The following is a 25101-nucleotide window of genomic DNA, read 5'->3' on the forward strand; positions in this document are numbered from 1 at the left end:
TCCTTCTTTATTCCAGTTCCAGCAGCAAAGTCTTTATTTCATAAGGCTTTAGCGGTACTTGAATCTCTCCCGGGTTAAATGTTGTTTCCTCTTCCATCAGATTACACTCACACCATTGTTTCACCGGCAGTCTGCTGCTGATTTTCACATCACATCTTCTTCCTTCAAACTCATGGAAGCGAAGTATGATGCGTTCTCCGTTTTCTTCTCGTTTCAGCGCATCCACAACCAGATTCTCCTGATTAAATGAAATCCAGCTTTCACTTCCCAGTCTGTTTTGACCCGGCTTTCCGGTCAGCGGATTATTTAAATCAAATGCCTGCTGCTCAATGCCCGCCTCATACCATTCCTTATCATGAGGCAAAATTGCATACGTAAATTCATGGGTTCCAAGGTCTGCCGTATAATCAGGATCTACTGCAGATTTTAAAAGAGTCAGGCGGATGGTATCCTCTTTCACATCGTGGCCATATTTGCAGTCATTCAACACGGCCATTCCATAACCGGTTTCCCAGATATCCACCCATTTGTGAGCTGCCACCTCAAACATAGCAGCTTCCCAGGTTGTATTTCTGGTAATCGGCCTGCGGATATTTCCATTTTGAATATCAAACCGGGCATCTACCGCACGTACATCCACAGGAAAGCTGGCCTTTAACAACTTCTGACGTTCTTGCCAGTCTACGATTGTCTTAAAATCAATCCGCGGACTTCCTTCATACAGGCACATCGTCTGCCGAATCCGGGATTTATGATACAGCCAGGTAAACTCCACCTCCCAACCCAGACTGTGTTTTCTGGTATTGACTTCAATGCAGTTCTCCACTGTCTCTCTTTTTAAGTCAATGGTAGGCTCCAGTTCCCAGGCGTCAAAACATCTGGGTTTGTCTTCAAACATCTGAAGTACGTTGGCGCATTTCCCTTTCGGAAGAACTTCCCGCTCCGCTTTTTTATCGTAGATACGGTTCAACTGACCCTTTTCATTCCACGAAATCGTGTAAAATGGCGTATCAATCTGAGATGCTCCTACCTTAGAATCTGTAAGCTCCGCACCGGTATGCCCGGTTTTTGGGGTCACCAGGCGGAAGGCGGAAAATGAGAATGGCTGTATCTGGAAAATCCATATAAGCACCCCCTTTTCTTTCCAGACTGCTTTTACTTCCTGACCGTCTTCATCTATCACCATATCCCCTTTATAATGAGAAAGCTCTGCATCGGTCATATGGAGAAAGGCTGCTCCGCTTCTCACCCAGTTCGAGTTATTGAACACCGTATAACAACCTGCTTCCGGTACATAAAGCGTCTGATTCACCGCTTCCATGGTTTCCTTAATCAGCTGCAGGGCCCGGCCGTATTCTACATGGCAGTCCTCATACACTTCTTTAATAGCAGAGCCTGGAAGAATATCGTGGAACTGATGACACAGCACAATTTTCCACACTTTTAAAAGATTATTATAATCATAAGGTACTCCCGCAGTTACCCCGGCCAGTACGGAAAGCATCTCTGTATCACGAAGAAGATATTCCATTCTCCGGTTCATCTTCTTATTGTAGGCCTGGGAAGTATAGGTCCCCCTGTGAAACTCCAGATACAATTCGCCATCCCACACGGGAATATAGCCATCCATCGGATTTTCTTTCAATGTCCGGTTTAGACGGCGGAAATATTCCGTAGGCATCTCCATCTTTACATGGGGCAGACCGGGAATCTTGCCGGCGGCTTCTGCCTGTTTTATCTGGGTTCTGGTAGGGCCGCCTCCCCCATCACCGAATCCAAAGGAAATCAGCAGATCTTTATTGGTATCCTTATTTTTATACTGCTCCCACACACCCTTTATGGCGTCCGGACTGGTATTGCCGTTATAGGTATAGTAGTCCTCTCCCGGATCTGTTGTTGTGATAAAATGGGCCGTCACTTCAGTTCCGTCCATTCCTTTCCAGCGGAAGGTATCATAAGGCAGACGATTGGTGTCGTTCCAGCTTATTTTTGTGGTCATAAAGGTATCTATCCCCGATTTTTTTAAAATCTGGGGCAGTGCCCAGGAGTATCCGAACACATCCGGGAGCCATAAGTATTCGCTTTCATAACTGAATTCCTGTCTGAAGAAATTTTTTCCAATAAGAATCTGACGAATGATAGATTCTCCGGAAGCTAAGTTGCAGTCACACTCCACCCACATGGCTCCGGAGGGTTCCCATCTTCCCTCTTTCACACGCTTTTGAATATATGTATAGATATCAGGATAATCATCCTTGATAAACTCGTATAACTGTGCCTGTGTCTGAAGAAACCGATATTCAGGATACTTCTCCATAAGACGGTTTACGGTAGAAGATGAGCGTGCAGCCTTTTCTCTTGTATGGCGCAGCCGCCACAGCCAGGCCACATCGATGTGCGTATGTCCGATCAGACTTACGTTCACGTCCGGCTTTCCCCTGCCATCCATCTTTGCGTCAAGGAACTGCCAGGCTATTTTCACAGTCTCGTAAAATTCTTCACTTCCGGGCTCAGTAAAGTTAATCTTGGTAAAAGTATGGACCAGAATATTTAAGATCCATTCTTTATACTCATTTCCCACCGGCAGCAAGTCATAAGTCTCAAGTACCGACTTTGCCAGATAATACAGATCATCTGTGGGATGATCAAGAATTCCTATCTGCGCCCGACGGATTTCCATCATCTTTTCCTCAGGAATTCCGCCGCCGCTTAGTCCCGACCACAGACGAAATTTCAGCTCCTGGGAATAGCCATTTACTGCCGGCTCCAAAAATACTTCATGGTGATTTCCGTCCACTGCCTGATAAGGCTTTCCGTTTAAGTACAGTAAACTCTCGAAATCCCCGTTATTTCCTGTTCCGGTCCGGGCACCGAAGTCAAACAATCCCAGTACCTCTTTAGCTTTCCATTCCTGGGGAATTTCTACGTCAGCAGTCAGCCAGTTATAGCGATCCCATCCCTTCCAGCAAAAACCAGTTTCCACCGGCTGTCCTGCCCCTTGGGGAATTCGGTTGCCTATTGTTCCATGATCCTCCCATAATAATAACCCTTCCAGGTCTTTTCTGTCTCTATATCTAAGGCTTTCCAGCTCCTCTATGATATTTTTAATTCTGTCCCGATTGTGAAAATCAAATGGCATTCTTCGTTCCTCCATACGCCTCATCGTATCGATCCACCAGCTGCTTTGCCAATGAATAAGAATTTACCAGAGGATGCAGCGTCAGCGCTCTGATGGCAGTTTCTCTTGACTGTGTTTTCACAGCTTCAATCGTAAGTTTCTCATACCTCTTAATCAGGCGGATCAATAAATAACAGTCTTCCGGCATCTTTTCGATCTTAACCGGACAAATACCATCCTTGGATACCAGACAGGTGGTTTCAATCACGTCCTGATCTAAAAGCCCCGGAATGCTTCCGTTATTTTCGATGGAAAGCACAAGATACTTTCCCTCTTCCCTCTGCATTCCCTCGATGCAGTCCAGCATAACACCGGCATATCCCATACCCTCAGGAACCACAAGCTGTCCCTTTTCAATCAGCGGCCGCTTTTCAAGACCGGTTTCGATGCTCATGTAGGAGTTTTCCCTGAGCTGCATATAATAAAGGAAAACCTGCAGCGCTCCTTCCGGATCCCCATCCATATCCATGGCTTGCAGTTCCTCCATCATTCTGATATTGACGGCTTCAATCGTCTTTCCTCTGGTTGCTCCCGATATTTTTATATTTTCAAGTGCCTTTTCCCTATGGTAATAATAATATAGGTATTCATTGGGAAAGTATCCAATCGAACGCAGCAGTTCCGGATCAAAAATGGAAAATTCCTGTATATGCTTTAAAAACCCGTCATCAGCCAGAAGCTCCGGCAAGATTTCTTTTCCTTTCTTTTTTACGCTGCGAATCCAGGAGAGATGATTCAATCCGAAAAACTCCACGTAAAGCTCATCTTCCGTCACTCCCAGTGCCTTTGCCATGCGGTATTTTGTGCTGCTTGGAGCATCACAGATTCCGATGATCCTGGAATATCCGGCACTATGCAGCGCCTGAGTTACCAGACCCGAGGGATTCGTAAAATTAAAAATCCACGCCTCAGGTGCGTGTCTTTTTATCATCTCGCAGTATTTCAACAACACCGGTATTGTTCGCACAGCCATGGAAAATCCCCCTGCTCCAGTGGTTTCCTGACCAATAACTCCCAGGTCCAGTGCGACTGTCTCATCGATTACCCGGGATGAATCTCCCCCCACACGAAGGGTCGTTACAATAAAGTCTGCCCCCCTTATAGCCTCCACCGGGTCAGATACAGCCCATACCTTCAAATCTTTCTGTTCCCGATTTACCACATGCTTACAAAGCTTTTCAATAATTTTCTGCTTTTCCTCCTGGTTGTCATAGAGAACAACTTCATCGATATTTAAATCTTTATAGCGCTTCAAAAGACCATTTATAAAAATAACGGTACGTACGCCCGCTCCTCCAATCACTGCAATCTTCATTTTGCCATCCTCCTTTCTTTATAAGTCTGTATAAACTCCATAAGCCTGCTCTCTGTGGGAAACCCTGTGTTTCCTCCAAGTGCAGTTACTGACAAAGCACCGCAGCCATTCCCGTACCGCAGAGAATCCTCTGGTGATTTTCCTTTTAAAAATCCATACAGAAATCCCGCATTAAAGGAATCTCCGGCTCCGGTGGTATCTATTGTCTCTACCGTATAAGCGGCTGCCTCATAAATATCCTTCCCTTTTACGGCAATGGAACCCTGTTTTCCCATTTTAATCACTGCCAGTCCGCAATACGCTGCAAAATCCAGCGCGGCCTCTCTGGCATCATCTTTCCGCCCGTAATGCCGGGCTTCTGTTTCGTTCATAAATAGTACGTCAATATATGGAAACAGCTGATAAATCTCACGTTTCCATTCCCCTGTGGAATCCCAGCCTAAGTCAAAAGAAACCGTAGCCTGTGTCTCCTCTTTGATTCGCCGGAGGAATCTTAGATAAGATTCGTGATTTGCCGAACCCGCATATCCTGTCACATGAATATGAGAAGCGTCATTTACCTTCTCTACATCCACGGTATCAATATTAATTCTTTCATTCGTTCCGCGAAAGGTTAAAAAAGACCTGTCTTTTTTGTTTGTAAAGCTTAAAGAAATGCCTGTCTTTTGTGTTTTGCTTGTTCGGAGAAGGAAATCGTCTATATTATTTTCCCGAAATATCTTTCGGATGAACGTTCCATAGAAATCATCCCCCACTTCCCCCTGGAACACCGGATGCAGCCCCAGTTTACCCACACCCAATGCAAACAGGGCGCCTCCGCCGCCTACAAAAGTCTCCATAACCGGAACCTCGTTCTCCTGTCCCGGTTCAGGGAACTTTTCTACACCAGGTATTACAATATCAATATTTACATCACCGTAAACGTATAAATCCCATCTTTTTTCGTTCATACTCACTCCCCTGGATACTCACCCTTTGACCGCGCCAATCATAGCGCCTTGGGCAAAATATTTCTGAATAAAAGGATAGACACAGAGAATCGGTACTGTTGTTACCACAACTGCTGCCATTTTTAATGAATCCGAAGTTACGGATGCCGTGTTATGGGCCAGTGCCTGCGCCACGGAAGTAACCTCACGCTGAGAACTCATGGCTTTCGTCAGCATCTGCTGCAATACGGTCTGAACCGGCCATAACTTCGTATTACTCATATAAAATGCTCCGGCAAACCAATCGTTCCAGTGATTCACCGCCGTATAAAGTCCCACCACAGCAATCACCGGTTTACTTAAAGGGAGCATGATTTTTGTATAAATCTGAAAATAACCGCATCCATCAAGTTTTGCTGACTCTTCCAGACTGTCCGGTATCCCCTCAAAGAAGCTTCTCACCATTATAAGGTACGTTACACTCACCAGACTGGGAATTACGTATACCCAGAAAGAGTTCAGCAAATGCAAATTCTTATACTGGATATAAGTAGGAATCATACCGCCGCCAAACAACATGGTAAAGGTAATCAGAATCGTGATGGACTTACGTCCGGGAAGATCATACTGTTTCAGTACAAAGCCTGCCATCGTAGTGACCATCAGACTTAAAAAAGTTCCGATTCCTGTTCTCGCCAAAGTGATGCTATATGCATTCATGATGCTCCCGTCTTTAAATACCTCTTTAAAATTGTTTAATGTAAATTCTCTTGGCCAGAACCAGATACCGCCCCGGGCGGCATCCTTTCCATCATTAAAAGAAAGAGCCAGTACATTTAAACACGGGAGCAGAATAATCAGACAAAGTGCAATGATTATAATATAAATCAATATCTGCATTGCCAGGTCCATTGGGTTTGTCTTTATAATTTTTTTCATTCTCTGCCCAATCCTTTCCTCTTTCTTCGGGGGCCGCAAAATGAGTTCTTCATACAAGACATAAGCCGCATTTTATTGAATTTTTGCATTTTGCGCCCCCTCCATATCTTATTTATAAAATGTTACTGATTCCGGATTTTCATCGTAAACTTTTTTTACATGATTTTCAAATCTTTCCACACCTGCTGCTTTAAGCTGTGCGCGGAAGGACTCAATAATGGATTTTACCTCATCATCTGATTTTGCGAAGCATGTCTGTATGAAGGTTTCCTTCCAGTCCAGAAGCTCCATCTGCATCTTAACATCCGCCAGTTCATCTGCTGATAAATATGCCGTGGCATCAAGCCCCGGAACCAGTTTCTTTTCCACCGGATAATCCCTGGCAATCGTTACACTTCTTGCAAAAGCGGACTCACCTGCGGAGGCACCGGGACGTGGCTCCCCAAAGTTATCAATGTTGTTTTTATTGGTCAGCACAAATTCAAAAAAGTAATTTCCTGAACCGCCAAGACCTGAACCAACGATATTAATCAGATAATCGGTATCGCCATCATTCAACTTTTTGACAACCTCATCCTTTAGCCGCGGATAGCCGTCTACCATGTCATAGGATACTCCCTCAGCACCATACTGGGCGATGACCTGTCCTTCCTTTGTAGACAGCCAGTCAAAGAATTTGAAGATCTCTTCCGGATTCTCAGCATTTGCAGAGATTGCCATACACCCACGGTGAGACTTTCCGTGTACCACTTCCTTGTTGTCTCCCTGAATATCATTCAACGGCCCAAGAGGTACCCAGTCATCACTTCCATATACAATTTCTTCATAGTTATGAACATCTGCCATGATTGCCGAGCTGTGATTTCTGGAAACTTCTTCTGCACGGGTAGAGTCCATAGTAAAGAACTCAGGATTCATAAGTCCTTCGTTAAGAAGCTTTCTAACAAAGTTAATCTGCTCATAAGCATAATCTGTTTCAGCAATGTGTTTAACTTTTCCATCTGTATCCAGATTATAATTATCACTGACACCCCAATGATATCCGGCGGTGATAAATTTCAGGGGATCTGCAGAACCACCCCAGTATTTCGGCCCCAATGGATATACATCATTGCCGTTATCATCCTTAAAACCGCCTTCTTTAATCTTAACCAGCAGGTTATAAAAGTCGTCCTGTGTATTAATTGTTCTCGGATCAATACCAAGAGCATCCGCTATGGCAGACTGGATGTACATACCGCCAACATACTCTTCATCCGCGTTGTATTCCAGAGAACGGTCAATCTCGTCGATATTCATCTGCCACATATAGACACCGTCCAGATTTTTTCTGAACACAATATTATCATGGGTATCCTGCGGAAGGTAACCATCTTCATAATATTTGGAATACACCTTACTGTTCTTCATATAATCGGAAACATCTGCAAACATGCCATCCTTGGCAGCCTTATACAGCAATGGGAATTCCTTTCTTGTGGAATCATCCAGATAGCTGACAATCACATCCGGGATGGTTCCTGATGCAAATTGGGAAGCCATTACTTTTGAGTCACTGTCTCCGGGTGTATATCGGACCTCCAGTTTAATGCCCGTCAGCTCCGTAATCTTCTTCATTGTTTCCGTGTTGTTAATATCATCCGGAAGCGTATTTCCGATATCATCCACATAGGCCTGAACCGTAATGGTACGGTCTGCAATCCAGGTATCTGGCTTATTTAAAGAATCTGTGCTGCTTCCTTCGCTCTTTGCAGTACTGCTGCTGTTACCCTGGCTGCTGCATCCTGCCAGCGTGGTCAACGCCATGGCTCCGGCCATAGACACTGCCAGCCAGTGTTTTAAGGTTTCCCTTTTCATGTTTAATACCTCCCTTAAAAATATAATTATAAATACATTACCAAAGTCCGACCTCAGTAACCCTCTTACTGAGTTTATTGCATACTACGACCAATACAAGGCCTACAAATCCCTGTATCAAGCCAATTGCAGTCGCATAACCAAACTGTCCGCCCTGAATACCGGTTCGAAGTACAAAGACATCGAGAGTATCCGCCAGTGACATGTTACCGGGTGTGCGCAGAAGCCAGATTTGCTCTACACCGGAGGAAAGCAGTCCTCCCACTCCCATGATGAACAGAAGGCCTATGGTTCCGCGTATACTGGGCAGTGTAATATGCCACATCTTTTTTAACTTGCCGCAGCCATCCATTTCCGACGCTTCGTACAAAGAAGTGTCCACCGAACTGATTGCCGCAAGATAGATGATGGAATCCCAACCGATATTCCTCCATAAATCCATGGAAAACAGAATGCGGAAAAAATATTTTGCATCCATCAGGAAAAACGTACTTCCATCTCCTCCCAATGCTGAAATTGCTTGATTCAGCACACCTGTATTGGGCGCCAGAATTCTTTGCAGCATCGTAACGATAATAATCGAAGAAAGAAAGTGAGGCAGATATGTAACCGTCTGTGTAACCTTCTTGAACTTCATGCTGCGAAGCTCATTTAACATCAGTGCCAGAATTATGGCAAACGGAAATTCCAGGATACATTTAATCACACCCACGGTTAACGTGTTTTTTACCAGCCTTGGAGCGTCATAGCTGGAAAAGAACGTCTTAAAGTACCTAAGCCCCACCCATGGGCTTCCCCAGATTCCTTTCTTAAATGAATAATCCTTAAAGGCCAGTACCAAGCCTGCCATGGGTACATAGCAAATCAATATGTAGTAAACAATACAAGGCAGAAGCATCACATACAGCGGCCAGTAGCGAAGCAGCCTTTTTCCCAGCGGCTGTTTTGGCGGCTCATATTGCATAAAATATCCCCCTTTTTTATGACTTTTTCATTTGATCCATTCCAGCAAAGCGCAGACAGGATAGTGGTCCGACAGCCACACGCCATCTTCCTTCTCCTCCCATTTATCCACAGACCGGCATCTAAGGCCTGTGTTTTCACCTTTTGAGTTTCTGATAAAAATATAGTCAATACGTTCCGGTTCATCTTTCGGTTCAAAGCCGTGATAAGTAATTCCAATCCCATCTGTGATATTCCGATATTCCGGACGCTGCTTTATCTCAAGAAATTCTTCGTCATCCGGCTCTGCATTAAAATCACCTGCCAGAATTACAGGCGCTTCGGGAAACAGCTTTGCTTCCTCTGCCTTTTTAAGTACCTGCCTCAGTCCAAGAATTCTTGCCTGTAACCCCTGATGGTCCAGATGAAGATTTAAAAGACGGAACACCTGTCTTTCCTCCAGATCTTCAAACAGCGTTTCAGTGCATACCCGGGGACAGATTGACTGTTCTTTATATCTGCTGGCTGGCCGGTAAGGCTGTAAAGAAAGCCAAAAGGTTTCCATGGAGATCAGATTCAGCCGTTTCTTTTTGTATGCCACAGCCACCTGTTCGTCCTCCAGCGTTTCACTTCTCCCGCATCCGACCACATAATAATCCTCTAATACGTCCTTTAACCATACTGCCACATGAGGAAGCACCTCCTGGAAACAGACCAGATCCGGTTTTTCCTTTTGTATTTGTTCCAGGATCAGTGATTTTCGATATCGGAAACTATTGCCCTTATCCTGATCGTAATCACATCTTATATTGAATGTTACGAGTTTCAGCATCTTAAGCCCCCCTATAACCAGAGCCATACTGGCTGACTCCACGCCTTTTTCCCATGGGAATCCTTAAGTGTCACACGTACATATTCCTCGTCGCCTTTCAGTTCAAACTTCCCCTCTGTTAAGTTTTCTGCATCACTGTGCAGATGGCCGCCCCGGTGAGGTGTCTGAAAATAGATGTCCTGGCAGGCTGCACAGGTTACCACTGCCTGTTGATCTTTTACATAAAAGTCCTCGATCAGAGGACCGCTGGAAGCGAAAAAGCTGCCATCTTTCAATGCCTCCATGATCCCTCTGTGAGTAAATTCCCTGATTTTAACCATAACAAAACCGCCCAGACTATGTTCTTCCAGATCATGTGCATCGTCTGTGGCAAAGCAGTTAATCCTGTTTCTCACGAAGAGGAAATGGTCAAAGTACGTTTCCGAGCTGCCGTTATTTGATTCAAATTCTGATCCATGATTATAGATTTCCATTCCTATCATGCCTTGCAGATACTTGATATCAACAGAGTCCACTTTCGACCAGTACGGATGTGCATATAATGTGACATTTCCCTTCTGCCCAAAATATTCTATGATCCTCTCGGGGGTACTTAAGGCATTTCGCTTTCGCTCCTCCAGAAACGTATAACCTTCCGGGATTTTATTGGTTTCCGGCAAGCCCAGCCCAACCAGATGATGATCCTTTCTCGCAGGAAGTTCTATATTCAGTTCTGTGCCCGGGAATACCAGAAAATCTTCCCTGCAAAGCCCAGGATGGATTCCATAGACCCAGTGATCCGTGATCGCCAGAAAATCATACCCTTTACCGCGGTAATGTTCCGCCACTTCCTCTGGCGTATTCACCCCATCAGACCAGGTAGAATGGGTATGGAGGTTCCCTTTTTTATAGCTTCCCTCTTTATACAGAGTTCTCTTTTCCAAATAAAGCTTCCTTTCCGGCCCTTCTCCTGGGCCTCTTGATTGTCTTCCAATATATGTAGTATATCAAAACATTGTTTTTCTCATAATGCACTCAACTTTCAAAAAAACTGGATATTTCTACGATTGTTCTCCGACTCTTGACATTCCAAAAATGATTGCTTATTCTTGACTGGAATCAACAAAAAATATAAATGGAGATATACGACTATGGTTGATATGAAAACGGTCTATCAGGTCCAGGGAAAACTGTCAAAAGATTTTGTCGGGCAGATTTCCTATACCGTCTGTCTGGAGGAAACCTATGAAGAACTGGATATCGAATTTTCCTTCGGGCCCAGGCACTTTTCTCCCGAAGATATAACGCCGGGATTGAAACAAAGGCTGCTTGCTTATTGTAAAGAAGCCTATGATTTAACCCTATCTTCCCCGAAAGAACTTGAGGATGCCATCTATGACCAGATGAAAACTGAGATTCATACCCTGGCAATGTTAAACGATGATTTCATCGGATGCATCCACCGGCAGCTGACCACCAGGCATATGCACTTTACTCCCGAAGAAGCTACAGAAGGCTGCATACCGCAGGCCTCCATTGAAGGCGTTTTAAAGGTTACAATTCTGGCTTTTTCCGTGCTCCTTGACAACACGGATTACACCCTGACTGTGCGGGTACGATAATAGGAGGAAGCTGACATGTATAAAAGACTGGAACTACACAATCATACCAACGAATCGGATGCTTCCTGTACCTGCCGTGAACTGACGGAGCTTATGGCAGATGATCAAGTGGATGCTTTTGCTCTCACCGATCACAATACCATATCCGGACATAAAAAAATTCAGGCAATTTTGGAAGAAACGCACCTGCCCATATCATTTATTCCGGGCATGGAATATACAACCTACTATGGGCACATTCTCTGCCTGAACTTAAAGGAGTATGTACCCTGGGAGAATATCAACAAACACAAACCGGAGCTGCTCTTTTTTGCTGTCCGCGCCAAAGGTGCACTGGTGGGTATCGCACATCCCTTTTCCTATGGATGGCCTTTTGCCCAGGGCTGCCGGTTTGTAATGACTGTTACTGACTATTCCTGCTGTGATTTTATCGAGATTTTCAATAATCCCGAACCCCTTCATGAGGTAAATGAAAAGGCTGTGATGCTCTGGGAATCTCTGGTGCTTTCCGGCGAAAAACTGTCTGCTACCTGCGGCATGGATCTGCATGGCAACGGCTCTTTTTCCGGACATTACGCCACCTACATTCAGGGTGAAAAAGACGGTGACGTAAGCCAGGAACTGGCTGATGCCATACATACGCAAAAAACCTGGGTATGCAAAGGTCCTTTGCTGGAAATCCATAGGGAGAACGGCATGATTCATTTTTCTCTACACCAGACAAAAAAAACGGGATACACTCCTGCCCTGCCGGATGATTATATCATCACTCTGAAATCTGGTTCAGCCACCTTAACCTGCCATGTGTATGACCGGATTCCGGTAACTGAATTCGGAAAGGATACCATAATTATTCCAAAGCTTTACGAAAAAGATGTTATTTTAGAAAACCTGGTGTGTGTAAGTCCGGTAATTTACTTATGACTATGGGGTCAGGCGCATATCACTAACGCAGATAGAGTTACTCCCGATGGTAGGGGTTAAAACTGAAGTTTAAAGGTACGCAATGGAATTGAGAAAACCTGATACGGTTGATATAATAGAAAAAACACCGTTTTTTAGTAGAGATTCTACAAAATTTAACGGTGTTTCTCTTTTTATATCCTGTTTTGTTCCCGATAACCAAGAGGAGTCATACCTGTGTGTTTTTTGAATACACGGAAGAAATACTGACTGTCTTCATATCCGGTCCGCTTTGCGATATCCACCACGCTGAGTTCCGAATTCTCAAGCAGTTCCTGTGCTTTTTTGACTTTTAGTTCCGTAATATAATTCACAGCAGACTGTGAGGTCTCCGCTTTAAATACAGACGAAAAATAATTTGGACTCATACCATAGCTCATTGCTAAATCATTAATTGCGATATCTTCACTGTAATGTTCCTGAATATACCGGACCGCCATCTGGATTTTGCTCCTGGCATTCATGTCGTTCACAGCTTCTGCACGGACACACTCCATAATGATATCGGTAATACGCTGCTGGATTTCAGAAGCCGACTGAATCTGATCCGGCAGATTAAAACTCATCAACAGTTTTTCCATACTGGAAGCCTTTCTTTTCTTATCATAATGTTTAAGAATTACGTTTAAAATCCGCACCCACATAATTCTCAGATAAGGCGTCCCATACTTACGCATCAGTTCTTCCGAAAAAATTTCCTGCAAAAGATTTTTTATCTTATGAATTTCATTTTTCTCCAAATAGGAATCAAGCAGATGAATCTGAGAAACCGGAAATTTCTGTTCGCTGAAGATCCCGGTATCCTCATAGAAGTATAGATTGGAATCTCCATAAATGATTCTCTGTTTCAAAGCTCCAAGTGCTTCTGAAGCTGACTTTCTACCAAGTAAAAGCGTGTATCTGCTCACCCCTAACGTCAGATAAATATTCATCCTCTTTTCCAGAACAGACCTCATCTCAAGGAAAATACGCTCCACTTCATTCCTCAGCCTCTTTTCGTCCTCCATAAAAAAGATTGCATACAATTGATTATTGTCAGAAAGGCTGTTCACAATCTGTTTTCCGCAGGAAGATTCCAGTTCAAGGAGAACATTTCGAACAGAAAACCGTATTAAATCACAATCCATCCGGCGAAACTTCATATTGTCATAGGTTTCCCCGCTGATATGAATAACAGACAGCATCATAAACACATCTCTGCCGCAGTCACCGGCATTTATTCCGCAGACTTCGATTAAATCCTTATAATCCATGGTTTCAGCTGAAGTGTCAAAAAGCAATGCATTGATTGCCTTTTCCTGAAGGTATTCCTGCTTTTCCCGATCCATTCTCGTCTGCCTCCACATGGCGCTTATGATTTTGGAATCCCGCTCCATATCCTGATATAGCTTCTTAAACGTCTTTTTTAATTCTTCATTGGACAGAGGCTTTAGCAGATAAGCTTTTACTCCCAGGCGAATTGCAGTTTCTGCATAAGAAAACTCTGCATAACCGCTCAAGACTACAAACTGCATGTCTTTTTGAAGCTTTTTAATTTCATGAATCAGGGTGAGCCCGTCCATGTCCGGCATCCTTATATCCGTAATCACGATATCAATCGGATGATTTTCCACAGCCTCCAAGGCTGCCATACCATTTGCTGCTTCAAATATTTCATGAGTATCAATTTTCAGATACTCCAGCCGTGCCCGCAATCCCTGGCGTATTAATTCTTCATCATCTACAATCAGTAAATTATGTCTCATCCGCCTCACCTCCTTTGACTACAGGAAGACGAAGTGTAAACCGGCTGCCCTGATACGGATGACTTTTTATGATTATTCCATACTGCTCCCCACAGAACAATTTAATCCTCTGGTTTACATTCTTGATTCCTATGCTTTTATTTTTCTTTTTATCCGGTTCGGTGCTGTTAATATATGCACTTAACGCTTCCACACCCTGACTGTCCATGCCCACGCCATCATCCTCAATACAGATGCAGAGCATATCATCTTTTTCATAAGCGAAGATTTCAAAAGTTCCTGTACTGGTCAGTTCACCCAAACCATGAACAATCGCATTTTCCACAATCGGCTGCAAGATAAACCTGGGAAGGTAATACTTCTGGTCATCCACCTCAATATTGTAGAAAACCTCAAAACGATTTCCATACCTGATTTTTTGAATAAAAATATAGTTCTTAATATGGGCCAGCTCCTGTTCCAGTGTTACGATCTCACCATAATCTTTTCCCAGGCTGTACCGGAAAATCTCCCCCAGCCTCTGACACATATCACAAACCACGAATACCTGCTTCACTGCTGCAATAGAACTGATCGTCTCCAAGGTATTATATAGAAAATGAGGATTAATCTGCAGCTGCAGATTCAAAAGCTGGTTTTCCTTATTTTCCAGCTGTTGGATATAATTCTTTTTGATTAGTTTATCCAGCTTAAGCAGCATATGATCAAACTGGTGATCCAGTTCTGCAATCTCATCTTTTCCATTAATAGGAGCCTGTATGGTCAGATCTCCGGTTTCTGCTGTGCGGAACTTCTGAAGCAGAAGGGCAATCCGGGAGGAAAAACCTCGGCTGTACACATACGAACAGCCGATGATGATCAGGATCAGAACACCTATTAACGGGAGCACCAGCCACTGGATTTCAGCTCTTCTTTCCAGTATTTCCTTATTGTTAAAAAGGAACAAAAGCTTCATTCCGTAGCTGTCTAAGTCTTTCTGCTCGACCACATAGGTGTTGATTTCCTGAATGGAACCGCTCTTTGAGTTTTCTTTGTCATGGTTCTTTAAATATGCCTGTAAAACCGGAGCAGTATCTGCATTTGTGGAATATAGTATCTCCGAATCCCCGCTATATGCAATTACATCATAGGCTGCATTGCTGTCATGGCTTAAAGCGGCCGGTGCAAACAATTTTGTCATGTAAACATCCAGTTTTACAATTCCCAGCTGTGTTCTGGTAAGACTATCCGTGTCCAGTCTTTCTACTTTTTTCACTATGGATAATAGAGGCTCTTTATCCCCCAGGACAAAGTATGAAAACCACCCCTCATCTACCGATTGTTCTTTCGGATACCATATTTCCCTGCCGGCCTCTTCTATCATAGAAGCCCTGTTTCCATAAACGGGATTCTCTTTAACCATGGAGTAAACCATACAGTTTCTGATTTCGCTGTTTTTTTCCAACAGCAGAGATTTTGTTACCTCTTCGCTGATAATCTCTCCCCTGACATAAGGGTTTTGGCTTTTATCTGCCAATGTGCTTAATATCATCGTATTGTTGGAGATAAATCTTAAACTCTTCTGGTATTGTTCCAGCTTTTCCTCAATATTTTTCGTATACTGGGAAGTGATTTGGGCATGGTAGTCTTCCATCTCACTTATCACCATATTTTCCAGCATTCTGAACAAGAAAGTACCGACAATCAATATCGGTATCAGGCTGATCAGGAGAGAAAAAGCAACCAGCTGTATAAATATAGGCTTCGAATGTATCCATTCCAATTTCATTCCAGGTATTCCTCCCGGTGCAGATATTCATAATTCATCCATAATTGTTCAGGACCAGAACCCTTGAATTGATAATTGATCCAGCAGTTCTGCAAATATTGAATTAGCCCAGGCAAACCAGTCCCTGGTAAACTCTTCCGGGTTCTCTGGGTTAAAGGACTCATGCATATAGTTTAGACCGGCATGGGTAGCCGCTATCATTCTCAGACATTCCAGTATCTCATCCCTGTCAGCGGAAGTAAGTGCCTGCATCGTTAATCCGATGTGCCAGATAAAGCCTTTTGGTGTATGCGGGCTTCCAATGCCCCTGGCGTATGTACCGGTATAAAAATAAGGATTGTCCTCTGACAGGATGAATCTGCGGGTATTCCTGTAAATCTCATCCGAAGCATCTTTGCAGCCCAGATAAGGAATCGCCAGAAGACTGGGGGAATTTGCGTCATCCATCAGAATATGATGTCCCATACCGTCTGTTTCATAAGCATAGATATCACCGTACTTTTCGTGATGGACAACTCCATATCTCTCTATGCCCTCTCTGATTTCCGTCAAGAGCTTTTGGCAGTTCCTGGCCAGTTCCTCATTCTGATAAACCGTTCTGCATATTTCCTCTGCATAGGTAAGCGCGGTCACTGCCATCATATTTGCAGGAATCAGATACCCATAGACACACCGGTCATCCGAAGGGCGAAATCCAGACCAGGTCATCCCTGTATAGACGACCGGATTCCCTTTTCCCTCCATAGGAAGTGTATCGGTTTCCACGCAGTCACTTCTTCGGAAAAAGTACTCAGATGTCTCATGGTGCTGCTCCGTAGTAAATACTTTTAAAATATTGTGAAGCATCTCTAAATACTTCTCGTCAAAGATATCCGCCTCTCCTGTATCTTTCCAAAACTGCCAGGAAAGATAAACAGGGGCACATAAGGAATCCACTTCATATTTTCTTTCCCATACAGAGTCATTTAACTTTGTATCATCTTTATGTCCCGCACCGTTGGCGCTCTCATTAAACGCATTCGCATAAGGATCGATACAGACCATCTCCGCTTGCTTTCGAATAATGCCTTTGATAATCTGACACAGCTCCCTGTCCATACCGGCATATTTTATATAGGGTTTTACCTGCGCTGCGGAATCACGCAGCCACATAGCCGGAATATCCCCGGTGATTACAAAAAAGCTTTCATCATCCAGTCTTTTTACAGTGGTATCCATCGTATTTAAGAAGCATTGTTTTACTAAGGGTGCCAGTTCGGGATATACCTTTTTATATTCATCCTCCAGCTTCGCTCCCCTTGACAATAGAATATCCGGTGTTTTTTCTAACATTTTTTGCATCCGTTCACGTCCTTTCTATTAGTGATTTTATTATACCAGATGGGGCGATATGTTGGCTAGAGTCAATATGTACGTTCCAGTGTTGAGTTATATTTTTGCATTTCTGGATACAAAATGGTGTGAGTTAAACGTAAATAGTATAAAAGCGCAGAAAACTATCTGCCCTGCAGCTTTATTTCTTTTCTGCTGCCGGGCAGATTAGAAGATTCAAAATGTTTTTACCGTTTTCCTATATCAATGACCTTTTGTGCCCAATCCTGATAAAATGCTTCTTCATGTGAAACCAGTAAAACGGTCCCCGGAAATTCCATCAAGGCTGTTTTTAAGGAGTCTTTTGCATGAACGTCTAAATGATTTGTCGGTTCGTCCATAATCAGAAAATTGCATGGTGTTAATGTCAATAGACACATTTTCACTTTTGCCTGTTCTCCGCCGCTTAATGTCCCGATTGATTGCATCGCGTGCTTGCTCGAAATACCACATCTGGCTAATTTTTTTCTAACGTCTTTTATTACCAGATTCGGATAGGAATCTGAAACAATCTGAATGGGTGTTCTTGTTTCATCAGACCATGAGAGATCCTGTTCAAAATATCCAATAGTTACTTGCTCAGAGTATTTATATAAACCCTGCAAGGACGGAATTTGCCCAACCAGAGTTTTTAATAGCGTTGACTTTCCTATTCCGTTAAACCCGGTAATCACTACCTTTTGCCCGCCTTTTATGCTAAAATCAATATCAGATAATACAGGGTAATGGTAGCCAATTGCTAAGTGTTTAACTGCTAAATGCTCTGTATTCGTCAAAGGTAATTCTGGAAAATAAAAATAGGGCTTTATATCCTTCTGCGCTAATGCTTCCATTTTATCCATGCGATCAAGCTGCTTCTGGCGGCCTCTTGCCATTTTTGATTTTCGCCCGGCAATATTTTTTCTTATAAACTCCTCTGTCTTTTTGATTTCTTTTTGTTGTGTTGAATATTGCCTAATATAATCTTCACGCAGCATAGTTTTCTTTTTCAAAAACTCAGAATAAGCGCCATAATATTTTGTAATGGTATCATTGTCTATATCACAAATACGATTTGTGATTTTATCTAAAAAGGCAAAGTCATGTGACACTATCATAAAAGCATTTTCCAATCTTGATAAATAATCGGCAAGCCATGAAATGTGTTCTTTATCCAAAAAGTTTGTAGGTTCATCAAGCAAAAGGACATCTGGTTTTTCCAGAAGTAATTTTGCTAAAATGACCTTTGCACGCTGACCTCCGCTCATTTGCTCAATCGGACGGGCAAGACCAATTGCAAGCAATCCCAATCCGTTTGCCACTTGTTCGATATGTGTATCGATCGAATAAAAATCATGCCTTTCAAGTTCTTCCTGAAGTTTAGCTGCACGCTCCAAGTATCTCATATCGCCGTTTGCGGCCATCTCATATAATGCGCCCATTTCATGCTCAATCTCATATAGTCTTGAAAAGGCTGACTTCAAAAATGCTTTCATAGTTAAGCTATGGTCTATTTCCGCATACTGGCCGAGATAACCGACAGAGATATTGGACTGCCAGATAATTCGTCCGGCGTCCGGCATTACCTGCTCGGTGCAAATTTTAATCAAAGTGCTTTTTCCAGTTCCGTTCTGTCCAACGATACCAATATGTTCGCCTTTGTTGAGGGTTAATTCTGCATTTTTGTAAAGTAGATTATCTCCAAAAGAATGTGATAATCCGTTAATTTCTAGTAAGCTCATGTTAATCAAAGTCCTTTCATTTCTGTTATTAAATCAGCAGCCATGTGTAAAAATGCAAAAAGGCAGAAGACAATACACATAAGTGTATCTGCCTTCTGCCTCTCAGTTCTATAAAAACCGATATTTTAAAATCAGTACCGCCGGTAAAACCGGCGGTTTGACATACCCCCTATAAGGGGGTTACTCCGACCTACGCCTAAAGGCGCATAGAAAGGTTCGCCTTTTGTACCACATTCTCTTGCTAGCCCTTTCGGGCCTATTTTCTATGCACCTTTATCCATTATCCCCTTGGGATCTTCTGCCGCCCCTTCTGGGGCATGCTCATTTTTTCTTTTTTACCATTTCTCCGGTAAACGGATCAATATATTCCGTTATACTCATTTGATCATACAGCAGATCTTCCTGCATCTGATTTTGAATATATTCTTTTATCTTCTTCTCATTTTTTCCTATTGTATCCACAAAATATCCTCTACACCAAAATTTTCTACTTCCATATTTATATTTTAAATTAGCATGTCTTTCAAATATGATAAGAGTACTTTTTGATTTTAGATATCCCATTATTTCTGAAATACTATATTTCGGTGGGATATTTAACAGCAAATGAATGTGGTCTGGCATCAACTCTCCCTCTAATATTTCTATCCCTTTTCTTTCACATAACATCTTAATAATTTCTCGGATGTCTTCTCGCAACTCTCCATAGATTGCCTTTCTTCTAAATTTAGGCGCAAAAACTATATGATATTTGCAATTCCAAGTTGTATGTGTTAATGTATTCTTATCCATTTGGATACCTCCAGTTTTTTATTTGTGGCTTGCGAACCCACATTTATTATAGCTGGAGGCTTTTAATATAACTATAAGTTTTATACCTTCCCCCTGTATAACAGGGGGTTTTATTGTATCCCATACAAGCAAAAGGCTACGGACAAAACATTGCCCATAGCCTTTTATACGCTAAATTTACACACGGAAAGAAGCAATAGCATACTAATTGTATCAGTATGAATATTGCCCTGCTTTCCGATGAAATCTTAATGCGTCATCTATACGCTATACTCTGTACAATGTTTCACCGGCATGAATTGTACAGAGTTGAGTTTCTTAACAAGTTGATTGGTCAAATAGAAGTTCATAGTATTCTCTCCTTTACTGAAACGCCATCATTATATCACAGCATTTCGGTACTGTCAAATCGCGGTCTGTTGCAAATAGGAAAGTCAAGCTAAGATTTGCAAGACCGCAATCTAAATGCTCTCAACCGAATCATTTAGATTTTTAAGAATATCAAATAAATTGTCCACCTTTCTATCTTTTATTTATTTCACCTAATATTTTTACGATGTTTTTCTGCTATCTCTAATAATTCCGTCTCATTTACATAGCGCGTTAAACATCCAATCCCTTCTACACATAATCCGCCGGTAATGTTACCAAACAGTATGGCATCTTTCATGTCATAGTCATGATATAAACCATAAATGAAACCGCTTAAAAATGCATCTCCTGCTCCTGTAGCATCTACCGCTTTAATATTCTCTAACGGCGGAATGATATGTGTAGTATCACCTTCTACAAGCATACAACCGTTCTTGTCAAGTTTGATAATAACCTGATCAAAATATTCTTTTAGTTTATCCGCGGCATCCTGCAAATTCTTTGTTTTCGTAATCTCTAACGCTTCTTTTTGATTTGGCGTAAAGTAATCTGCAAGCTTAAGATACTCTGAATATTTTTCTAAAGACATTCCGTCCTCCCAGCCCACATCAAAAACCAGTACTGTTCCATCCACTTTTAACCGCTTATATACTTCTAAATACCCCAGTTGCATATCTGCTATTTTTGCACCTTTTAGTTTATCGTATATCCTATCCTGATCTTCTTTATTAAGTGTAAAGTGATTACGATATGAGATAAAGGTACGATCCCTTTGTGTTGTGATGATAGAGGTTATGGCCAGGGGCATACCGTTTCCATTGTAAATATTATGATATGATGTATTATAGTGTTCTAACTGGGCTTTTGCATAATTGGAAAACATATCATCTCCTAAGAAAGTACATAGCTCAGTAGGAACTCCAAGGCGTGCTAGGTTAATCATAGTTGCCGGAATTCCCCCACCTAACTGAATATCAAATCCCTTGGAATATATTTCTTCCCCTTCATTGGGAATTCTCTCAATTCCTGAATAAAGGATATCCACATTAACCATTCCGACTCCTGAAACGTGCTCCATTCTACTTCCACCCCTTAATATATTCTGTATTGATACTTAGGTATTGCTCCATTAAGGCCCTGGCCAGGGAATAAGAATTTACCAGCGGATGCAGCATGAGACAATCCACTGCTTCTTTTTTATCCCGGTTTCGAATGGCTGAAGAAGCCAGTCTTTCATAAGACTTTATTCTTCTTATCAGCTCCATTTGAAGTTCACCCGGTTCTTCAATTTTGTGAGGAATATAACCATCTCTGGTAATGGTACAGCTGATTTCGACCACATCCGTATCCTTTAATCCTTCAATAGCCCCGTTGTTGGGAACGCAAAGAATCATATCTTTTGGCTCTCCGGATAATTCTGCTTCAATGTATTTTAAAGCAACCCCAGCATAGCCACCATTATCTTTCTCGTTAATATCAAACTTAAAAGGAGGTTTATGGCTTTTAATCCCTGTTTCATTAGCCATATAAGCGCTCTCTCTTCTGTCATACCATTGTTCATAAACTTTTAAACAGTTATCAAAGTCACCTTCTATATCCATCTTAGATAATTCTTCTGTCATATGTAGATTAATGTCTTTAATCACTTCACCTCGGGTTACTTTTGCTACAAGAATATTGGCTATGGCTTCCTCACGGTAGTAAAAGTAATATAAATATTCATTTAAGATACAACCCAAATGTAAAGCTAATTCTTTATCAAAAAACCGCATATCAGTAGATTCATAAACACGGTCATCTGCCAGCAGGTCTGTCATAATCTCTTTTCCATTTAACTGAATGCTTTTAAAGAAGGAAAGATGATTAAGTCCATAACATTCTCCTGTTATTTCATCCTGACTGACACCGTACAGTTTGGCAAAGGAATGCAGCAAACCGCTAGGTGCATCACAGATTCCATAAGTAAAATCAAATCCCATATCCCTTAATGTCTGGGAAACTACTCCTGCTGGATTGGTGAAATTAAATACTTTTACTTCTTTTTTTGCATGTTCTTTTATTAGCTCACAGTATTTTACCAAAGCAGGAACGGAACGCATTGCAAATGAGAAACCTGCCGCACCTGTTGTCTCCTGCCCTAACAAATCATGGGAAAGGGCTATTCTTTCATCTTTAACTCTCATGTCATCTTCTCCAACACGTATGGTAGTAATGACATAGTCGGCATCTGTTACTGCTTCCACAGGATCGGTTGTGAGAGCAAATATAAGAGAAGGATCAATTCTTTTTGCAACTTCTCTTGCCATCTTTCCATAAATATTTAATTTTTTCTCATTATTATCCATGAAAACAAGATCAGTGATTCCTAATCTTTTTGCATTTTGGGACAGGCTCTTTGCAAGAAACATTGAGCGAACCCCTCCCCCGCCTATTACTGTAATCTTCATTCTTATTCTCCTATCCTTTTTATTAATAATCAGACTCACTCATACGGAATAATTTATTAATTGCAAAAACAGCAAAGATACCTAAGATAATCAATAAAACCCCCATCATATTGGCATATCCATAATTGTTATCTGTCAAAGATGTTTTATATAGATATAGAGGCAGATTAAGGGTAGTATCACCAGGTCCGCCGTTGGTAGTTAGATAAATTAATTCAAATTCTCTTAACATACTGGTAGCTGATATAATGATACAAGTACCAAGAATTGTCCGTACCAGTGGCAGCCTTATTTTAAAATCAATTTGTAAGCCGGAAGCCCCATCTATTTTCGCCGCCTCCATTACTTCATCAGGAACAGACATGACACCTGCCAGAACAAGTATCATAACCAGACCGGCATACAGCAACCAGCTCCAGGTCACGGTAAGAAATGCTGAGTTCTGATCAAAGTACCAATTTTTAGAAAATTCATTACCGGTAATAGTACTGATCATGGAATTAAGCAGTCCGTATTTGGGGTTAAAGACATTTAAAAAGATAACGCCTAAGGCAGCTGCTGATATCACATTGGGTATCATGAATATAGTTCGAAAGATCTTCCAGCCTTTTATTTTACGGGATAGGATAAATGCGGTAATGGTACCGATTCCTACGTGGACAGTTGATTGAAGCAAAGCCCATATTCCAGTATTTTTTAATGCCTGATGCATTCTCGTATCATTTACAAAGGCCTCAATATAATTACGAAGACCAATAATATGAAAAACCCCGCCAGATTTCCACTCAAAGAATGAGGTTACAAATACAATTCCCATGGGTATTAGATAAATTAAAGAAAACAACAGGATACAAGGTAATAAGAAACATACCATCATTCTTTTTTTTACACGCAATCTCTGTCACCTCTATTCTTCTCTCCCCTGCCTGTAAAGGCAGAGGAAAGAGTTGATATTGTCAATTAATTTTTCTCTGCTGTTTTTGTTAATGCGGTTGCAAATTCTTCCGGAGTTATTTGTCCTTGGGCAAGCAGTGGATATTGAATGCTTATCTCATCAACCACGTTAGCATACCATAAACTTTGAAAATCATTGATATTTCTTGCTGCCTGGTTACTATTTTCCACAACATCATTTACAAGTGGATAAATGGTATCGGAAGTCACATGATTCTCAGCCGGAATTTCTCCTGTCATTTCCAACATTTTTTGCTGGCTTTCCGCTGATGTCATAAATTTAACAAATTCAAGAGAAGCTTTTAATTGATCTTCTGATTTAGAAGCAATATTAAAACCAATCTTTCCACTGTTATACATTACATCTCCCGGGAACATTGCTGTTCCTATCTTGTCAGCAAAGCCTTCTTCTACCATGGAAGTATCATAGAAATCACTAACCATCCAAGGTCCATTTGCTATCATTGCTGTCTGTTCCATAAAGAAGTTACTTGCACCATTCTCATATTTTCCGCCAATCGCATCCTGAGTTGTATATTTCTGGAACAATTTTTGAATCATTCCGGCTGCATCTATGAATTCCTGAGTATTATAGTTTTTAGGAAGTGACGTATTCATAAACTTTTCGCCTTCGTCATTAGTGGCAATCATAGCACCCAACAATAATGAAGTCAGCCAGCCTGAATCGGCAGTATCCATTGATACTGGCGCAATACCTGCTGCTAATAATTTGTCACACTGCCCAAAGAATTCATCCCAGGTTTTTGCCGGTTCTTTGATTCCCGCTTTTTCAAAAAGCTCTTTGTTATAGAAATATCCAATCACCTGTCTGGAATACGGGATTCCATAGATATGTCCGTCTCTTGAATTTACATCCCAGCATACTTCACTGGTAGAGTTTTTCCATTGATCGTCAACAAAAGGCGTTAAGTCAACCAGCTGATCTTTCATAGAATCAATTAAGTTGTAACCACCTGTACTAATGACATCCGGTAAGGATTTGGAGGAGTATAAAACTTTTAATTTATCCACATAAGCCTGATCACCGGCAATCTCTTCTACTACAACCTTGTATTTATCTGAATATTGTTCATTAAATGCGCTCAAACGATCATTGAACCATTCTGTACTTGAACTTACTCCAACCCAGGAGGTAGGAAAATTAATTTCAATTATCTTGCCAGATTCGATACCGCTATCCGATACCTGTGTATTGCCGGTACTGGATTTGTTTCCGGTTTCATTGTTTTTTGCCCCACATCCTGACAGCATACCTATGACCATAACCCCGATTAATAGTACCCCTACTACTTTCCTAAGATCTTTCTTCATAATAAATCCCCTTTCATTGATACATTATATTTGAGACACCATC

The 25101-nt window shown here is 41.9% G+C and carries 19 protein-coding genes; 2 read left to right on the forward strand and 17 right to left on the reverse strand.

Annotation, left to right across the window (positions count from 1 at the left end):
- Nucleotides 1–7: 7 nt before the first annotated feature.
- The 8 genes from BMX69_RS07500 to BMX69_RS07535 all read right to left on the reverse strand — a co-directional run bounded on the left by BMX69_RS07500 (nt 8) and on the right by BMX69_RS07535 (nt 10915).
- Nucleotides 8–3139, reverse strand: a complete 3132-nt coding sequence (locus BMX69_RS07500; protein ID WP_160117909.1) for an alpha-mannosidase — start codon at nt 3137–3139, stop codon at nt 8–10.
- The gene (locus BMX69_RS07505; RefSeq protein WP_100042006.1) at nt 3129–4493 is read right to left on the reverse strand and encodes a family 4 glycosyl hydrolase; all 1365 of its coding nucleotides are present in this window, start codon (nt 4491–4493) and stop codon (nt 3129–3131) included. The genes BMX69_RS07500 and BMX69_RS07505 overlap by 11 nt, the downstream gene beginning before the upstream one ends.
- Entirely contained in the window at nt 4490–5443 is a 954-nt protein-coding gene (locus BMX69_RS07510; RefSeq protein ID WP_100042007.1) for a carbohydrate kinase family protein, read from the reverse strand. The genes BMX69_RS07505 and BMX69_RS07510 overlap by 4 nt, the downstream gene beginning before the upstream one ends.
- 18 nt (nt 5444–5461) lie before the next feature.
- Complete coding sequence (locus tag BMX69_RS07515; protein ID WP_100042008.1) at nt 5462–6361, reverse strand: carbohydrate ABC transporter permease; 900 nt, start codon at nt 6359–6361, stop codon at nt 5462–5464.
- Between the two features lie 108 nt (nt 6362–6469).
- On the reverse strand, nt 6470–8218 hold the full coding sequence (locus tag BMX69_RS07520; protein ID WP_100042009.1) for an extracellular solute-binding protein: 1749 nt from the start codon (nt 8216–8218) through the stop codon (nt 6470–6472).
- A 37-nt stretch (nt 8219–8255) separates the two neighbouring features.
- Nucleotides 8256–9182, reverse strand: coding sequence for an ABC transporter permease (locus BMX69_RS07525; RefSeq protein ID WP_100042010.1), 927 nt, complete (start codon nt 9180–9182; stop codon nt 8256–8258).
- Between the two features lie 27 nt (nt 9183–9209).
- Nucleotides 9210–9992 carry an endonuclease/exonuclease/phosphatase family protein gene (locus BMX69_RS07530; protein ID WP_157724399.1) on the reverse strand — a complete coding sequence of 261 codons (783 nt, stop codon included), beginning with the start codon at nt 9990–9992 and terminating at the stop codon, nt 9210–9212.
- Between the two features lie 11 nt (nt 9993–10003).
- Nucleotides 10004–10915: a PHP domain-containing protein gene (locus BMX69_RS07535; RefSeq protein ID WP_100042011.1), complete on the reverse strand. Its 912-nt coding sequence runs from the start codon at nt 10913–10915 to the stop codon at nt 10004–10006.
- A gap of 207 nt (nt 10916–11122) precedes the next feature.
- Between BMX69_RS07535 and BMX69_RS07540 the strand changes: the two genes are divergently transcribed.
- On the forward strand, nt 11123–11593 hold the full coding sequence (locus tag BMX69_RS07540) for a DUF6669 family protein (RefSeq protein WP_054791945.1): 471 nt from the start codon (nt 11123–11125) through the stop codon (nt 11591–11593).
- Nucleotides 11594–11608: 15 nt separating this feature from the next.
- The gene (locus tag BMX69_RS07545; protein WP_100042012.1) at nt 11609–12517 is read left to right on the forward strand and encodes a CehA/McbA family metallohydrolase; all 909 of its coding nucleotides are present in this window, start codon (nt 11609–11611) and stop codon (nt 12515–12517) included.
- A 173-nt stretch (nt 12518–12690) separates the two neighbouring features.
- Here the strand turns inward: BMX69_RS07545 and BMX69_RS07550 are convergent, their stop codons facing one another.
- The 9 genes from BMX69_RS07550 to BMX69_RS07590 form a co-directional block, all read right to left on the reverse strand.
- Nucleotides 12691–14301 carry a response regulator gene (locus BMX69_RS07550; protein WP_100042013.1) on the reverse strand — a complete coding sequence of 537 codons (1611 nt, stop codon included), beginning with the start codon at nt 14299–14301 and terminating at the stop codon, nt 12691–12693.
- Nucleotides 14291–16069 carry a sensor histidine kinase gene (locus BMX69_RS07555; protein ID WP_100042014.1) on the reverse strand — a complete coding sequence of 593 codons (1779 nt, stop codon included), beginning with the start codon at nt 16067–16069 and terminating at the stop codon, nt 14291–14293. Before BMX69_RS07555 ends, BMX69_RS07550 begins: the two co-directional genes overlap by 11 nt.
- A gap of 48 nt (nt 16070–16117) precedes the next feature.
- Entirely contained in the window at nt 16118–17410 is a 1293-nt protein-coding gene (locus BMX69_RS07560; RefSeq protein ID WP_100042015.1) for a glycoside hydrolase family 125 protein, read from the reverse strand.
- 218 nt (nt 17411–17628) lie between these two features.
- Entirely contained in the window at nt 17629–19161 is a 1533-nt protein-coding gene (locus tag BMX69_RS07565; RefSeq protein WP_100042016.1) for an ABC-F family ATP-binding cassette domain-containing protein, read from the reverse strand.
- A 321-nt stretch (nt 19162–19482) separates the two neighbouring features.
- Nucleotides 19483–19953, reverse strand: coding sequence for an IS200/IS605 family transposase (tnpA, locus tag BMX69_RS07570; protein WP_100042017.1), 471 nt, complete (start codon nt 19951–19953; stop codon nt 19483–19485).
- Nucleotides 19954–20491: 538 nt separating this feature from the next.
- Nucleotides 20492–21403 carry a carbohydrate kinase family protein gene (locus BMX69_RS07575; protein WP_054790753.1) on the reverse strand — a complete coding sequence of 304 codons (912 nt, stop codon included), beginning with the start codon at nt 21401–21403 and terminating at the stop codon, nt 20492–20494.
- Nucleotide 21404: 1 nt separating this feature from the next.
- Nucleotides 21405–22772 (reverse strand): family 4 glycosyl hydrolase, encoded by a 1368-nt coding sequence (locus tag BMX69_RS07580; RefSeq protein WP_100042018.1) that lies wholly within the window; start codon nt 22770–22772, stop codon nt 21405–21407.
- A 22-nt stretch (nt 22773–22794) separates the two neighbouring features.
- Nucleotides 22795–23589, reverse strand: a complete 795-nt coding sequence (locus tag BMX69_RS07585; RefSeq protein ID WP_242941380.1) for a carbohydrate ABC transporter permease — start codon at nt 23587–23589, stop codon at nt 22795–22797.
- Nucleotides 23590–23732: 143 nt separating this feature from the next.
- Nucleotides 23733–25058, reverse strand: a complete 1326-nt coding sequence (locus BMX69_RS07590; protein ID WP_100042019.1) for an ABC transporter substrate-binding protein — start codon at nt 25056–25058, stop codon at nt 23733–23735.
- Between the last annotated feature and the right edge of the window lie 43 nt (nt 25059–25101).

Origin of the sequence: Lacrimispora sphenoides JCM 1415 (assembly GCF_900105615.1) — a bacterium.
In the GTDB taxonomy this organism is placed as follows: domain Bacteria; phylum Bacillota; class Clostridia; order Lachnospirales; family Lachnospiraceae; genus Lacrimispora; species Lacrimispora sphenoides.

Bases quoted from the DNA above. Each gene is read 5' to 3' on its own strand.
- BMX69_RS07500 (WP_160117909.1), bottom strand. From the start codon at position 3,139: ATGCCATTTGATTTTCACAATCGGGACAGAATTAAAAATATCATAGAG.
- BMX69_RS07505 (WP_100042006.1), bottom strand. From the start codon at position 4,493: ATGAAGATTGCAGTGATTGGAGGAGCGGGCGTACGTACCGTTATTTTT.
- BMX69_RS07510 (WP_100042007.1), bottom strand. From the start codon at position 5,443: ATGAACGAAAAAAGATGGGATTTATACGTTTACGGTGATGTAAATATT.
- BMX69_RS07515 (WP_100042008.1), bottom strand. From the start codon at position 6,361: ATGAAAAAAATTATAAAGACAAACCCAATGGACCTGGCAATGCAGATA.
- BMX69_RS07520 (WP_100042009.1), bottom strand. From the start codon at position 8,218: ATGAAAAGGGAAACCTTAAAACACTGGCTGGCAGTGTCTATGGCCGGA.
- BMX69_RS07525 (WP_100042010.1), bottom strand. From the start codon at position 9,182: ATGCAATATGAGCCGCCAAAACAGCCGCTGGGAAAAAGGCTGCTTCGC.
- BMX69_RS07530 (WP_157724399.1), bottom strand. From the start codon at position 9,992: ATGCTGAAACTCGTAACATTCAATATAAGATGTGATTACGATCAGGAT.
- BMX69_RS07540 (WP_054791945.1), top strand. From the start codon at position 11,123: ATGGTTGATATGAAAACGGTCTATCAGGTCCAGGGAAAACTGTCAAAA.
- BMX69_RS07545 (WP_100042012.1), top strand. From the start codon at position 11,609: ATGTATAAAAGACTGGAACTACACAATCATACCAACGAATCGGATGCT.
- BMX69_RS07550 (WP_100042013.1), bottom strand. From the start codon at position 14,301: ATGAGACATAATTTACTGATTGTAGATGATGAAGAATTAATACGCCAG.
- BMX69_RS07555 (WP_100042014.1), bottom strand. From the start codon at position 16,069: ATGAAATTGGAATGGATACATTCGAAGCCTATATTTATACAGCTGGTT.
- BMX69_RS07560 (WP_100042015.1), bottom strand. From the start codon at position 17,410: ATGCAAAAAATGTTAGAAAAAACACCGGATATTCTATTGTCAAGGGGA.
- BMX69_RS07565 (WP_100042016.1), bottom strand. From the start codon at position 19,161: ATGAGCTTACTAGAAATTAACGGATTATCACATTCTTTTGGAGATAAT.
- tnpA (WP_100042017.1), bottom strand. From the start codon at position 19,953: ATGGATAAGAATACATTAACACATACAACTTGGAATTGCAAATATCAT.
- BMX69_RS07575 (WP_054790753.1), bottom strand. From the start codon at position 21,403: ATGGAGCACGTTTCAGGAGTCGGAATGGTTAATGTGGATATCCTTTAT.
- BMX69_RS07580 (WP_100042018.1), bottom strand. From the start codon at position 22,772: ATGAAGATTACAGTAATAGGCGGGGGAGGGGTTCGCTCAATGTTTCTT.
- BMX69_RS07585 (WP_242941380.1), bottom strand. From the start codon at position 23,589: ATGGGAATTGTATTTGTAACCTCATTCTTTGAGTGGAAATCTGGCGGG.
- BMX69_RS07590 (WP_100042019.1), bottom strand. From the start codon at position 25,058: ATGAAGAAAGATCTTAGGAAAGTAGTAGGGGTACTATTAATCGGGGTT.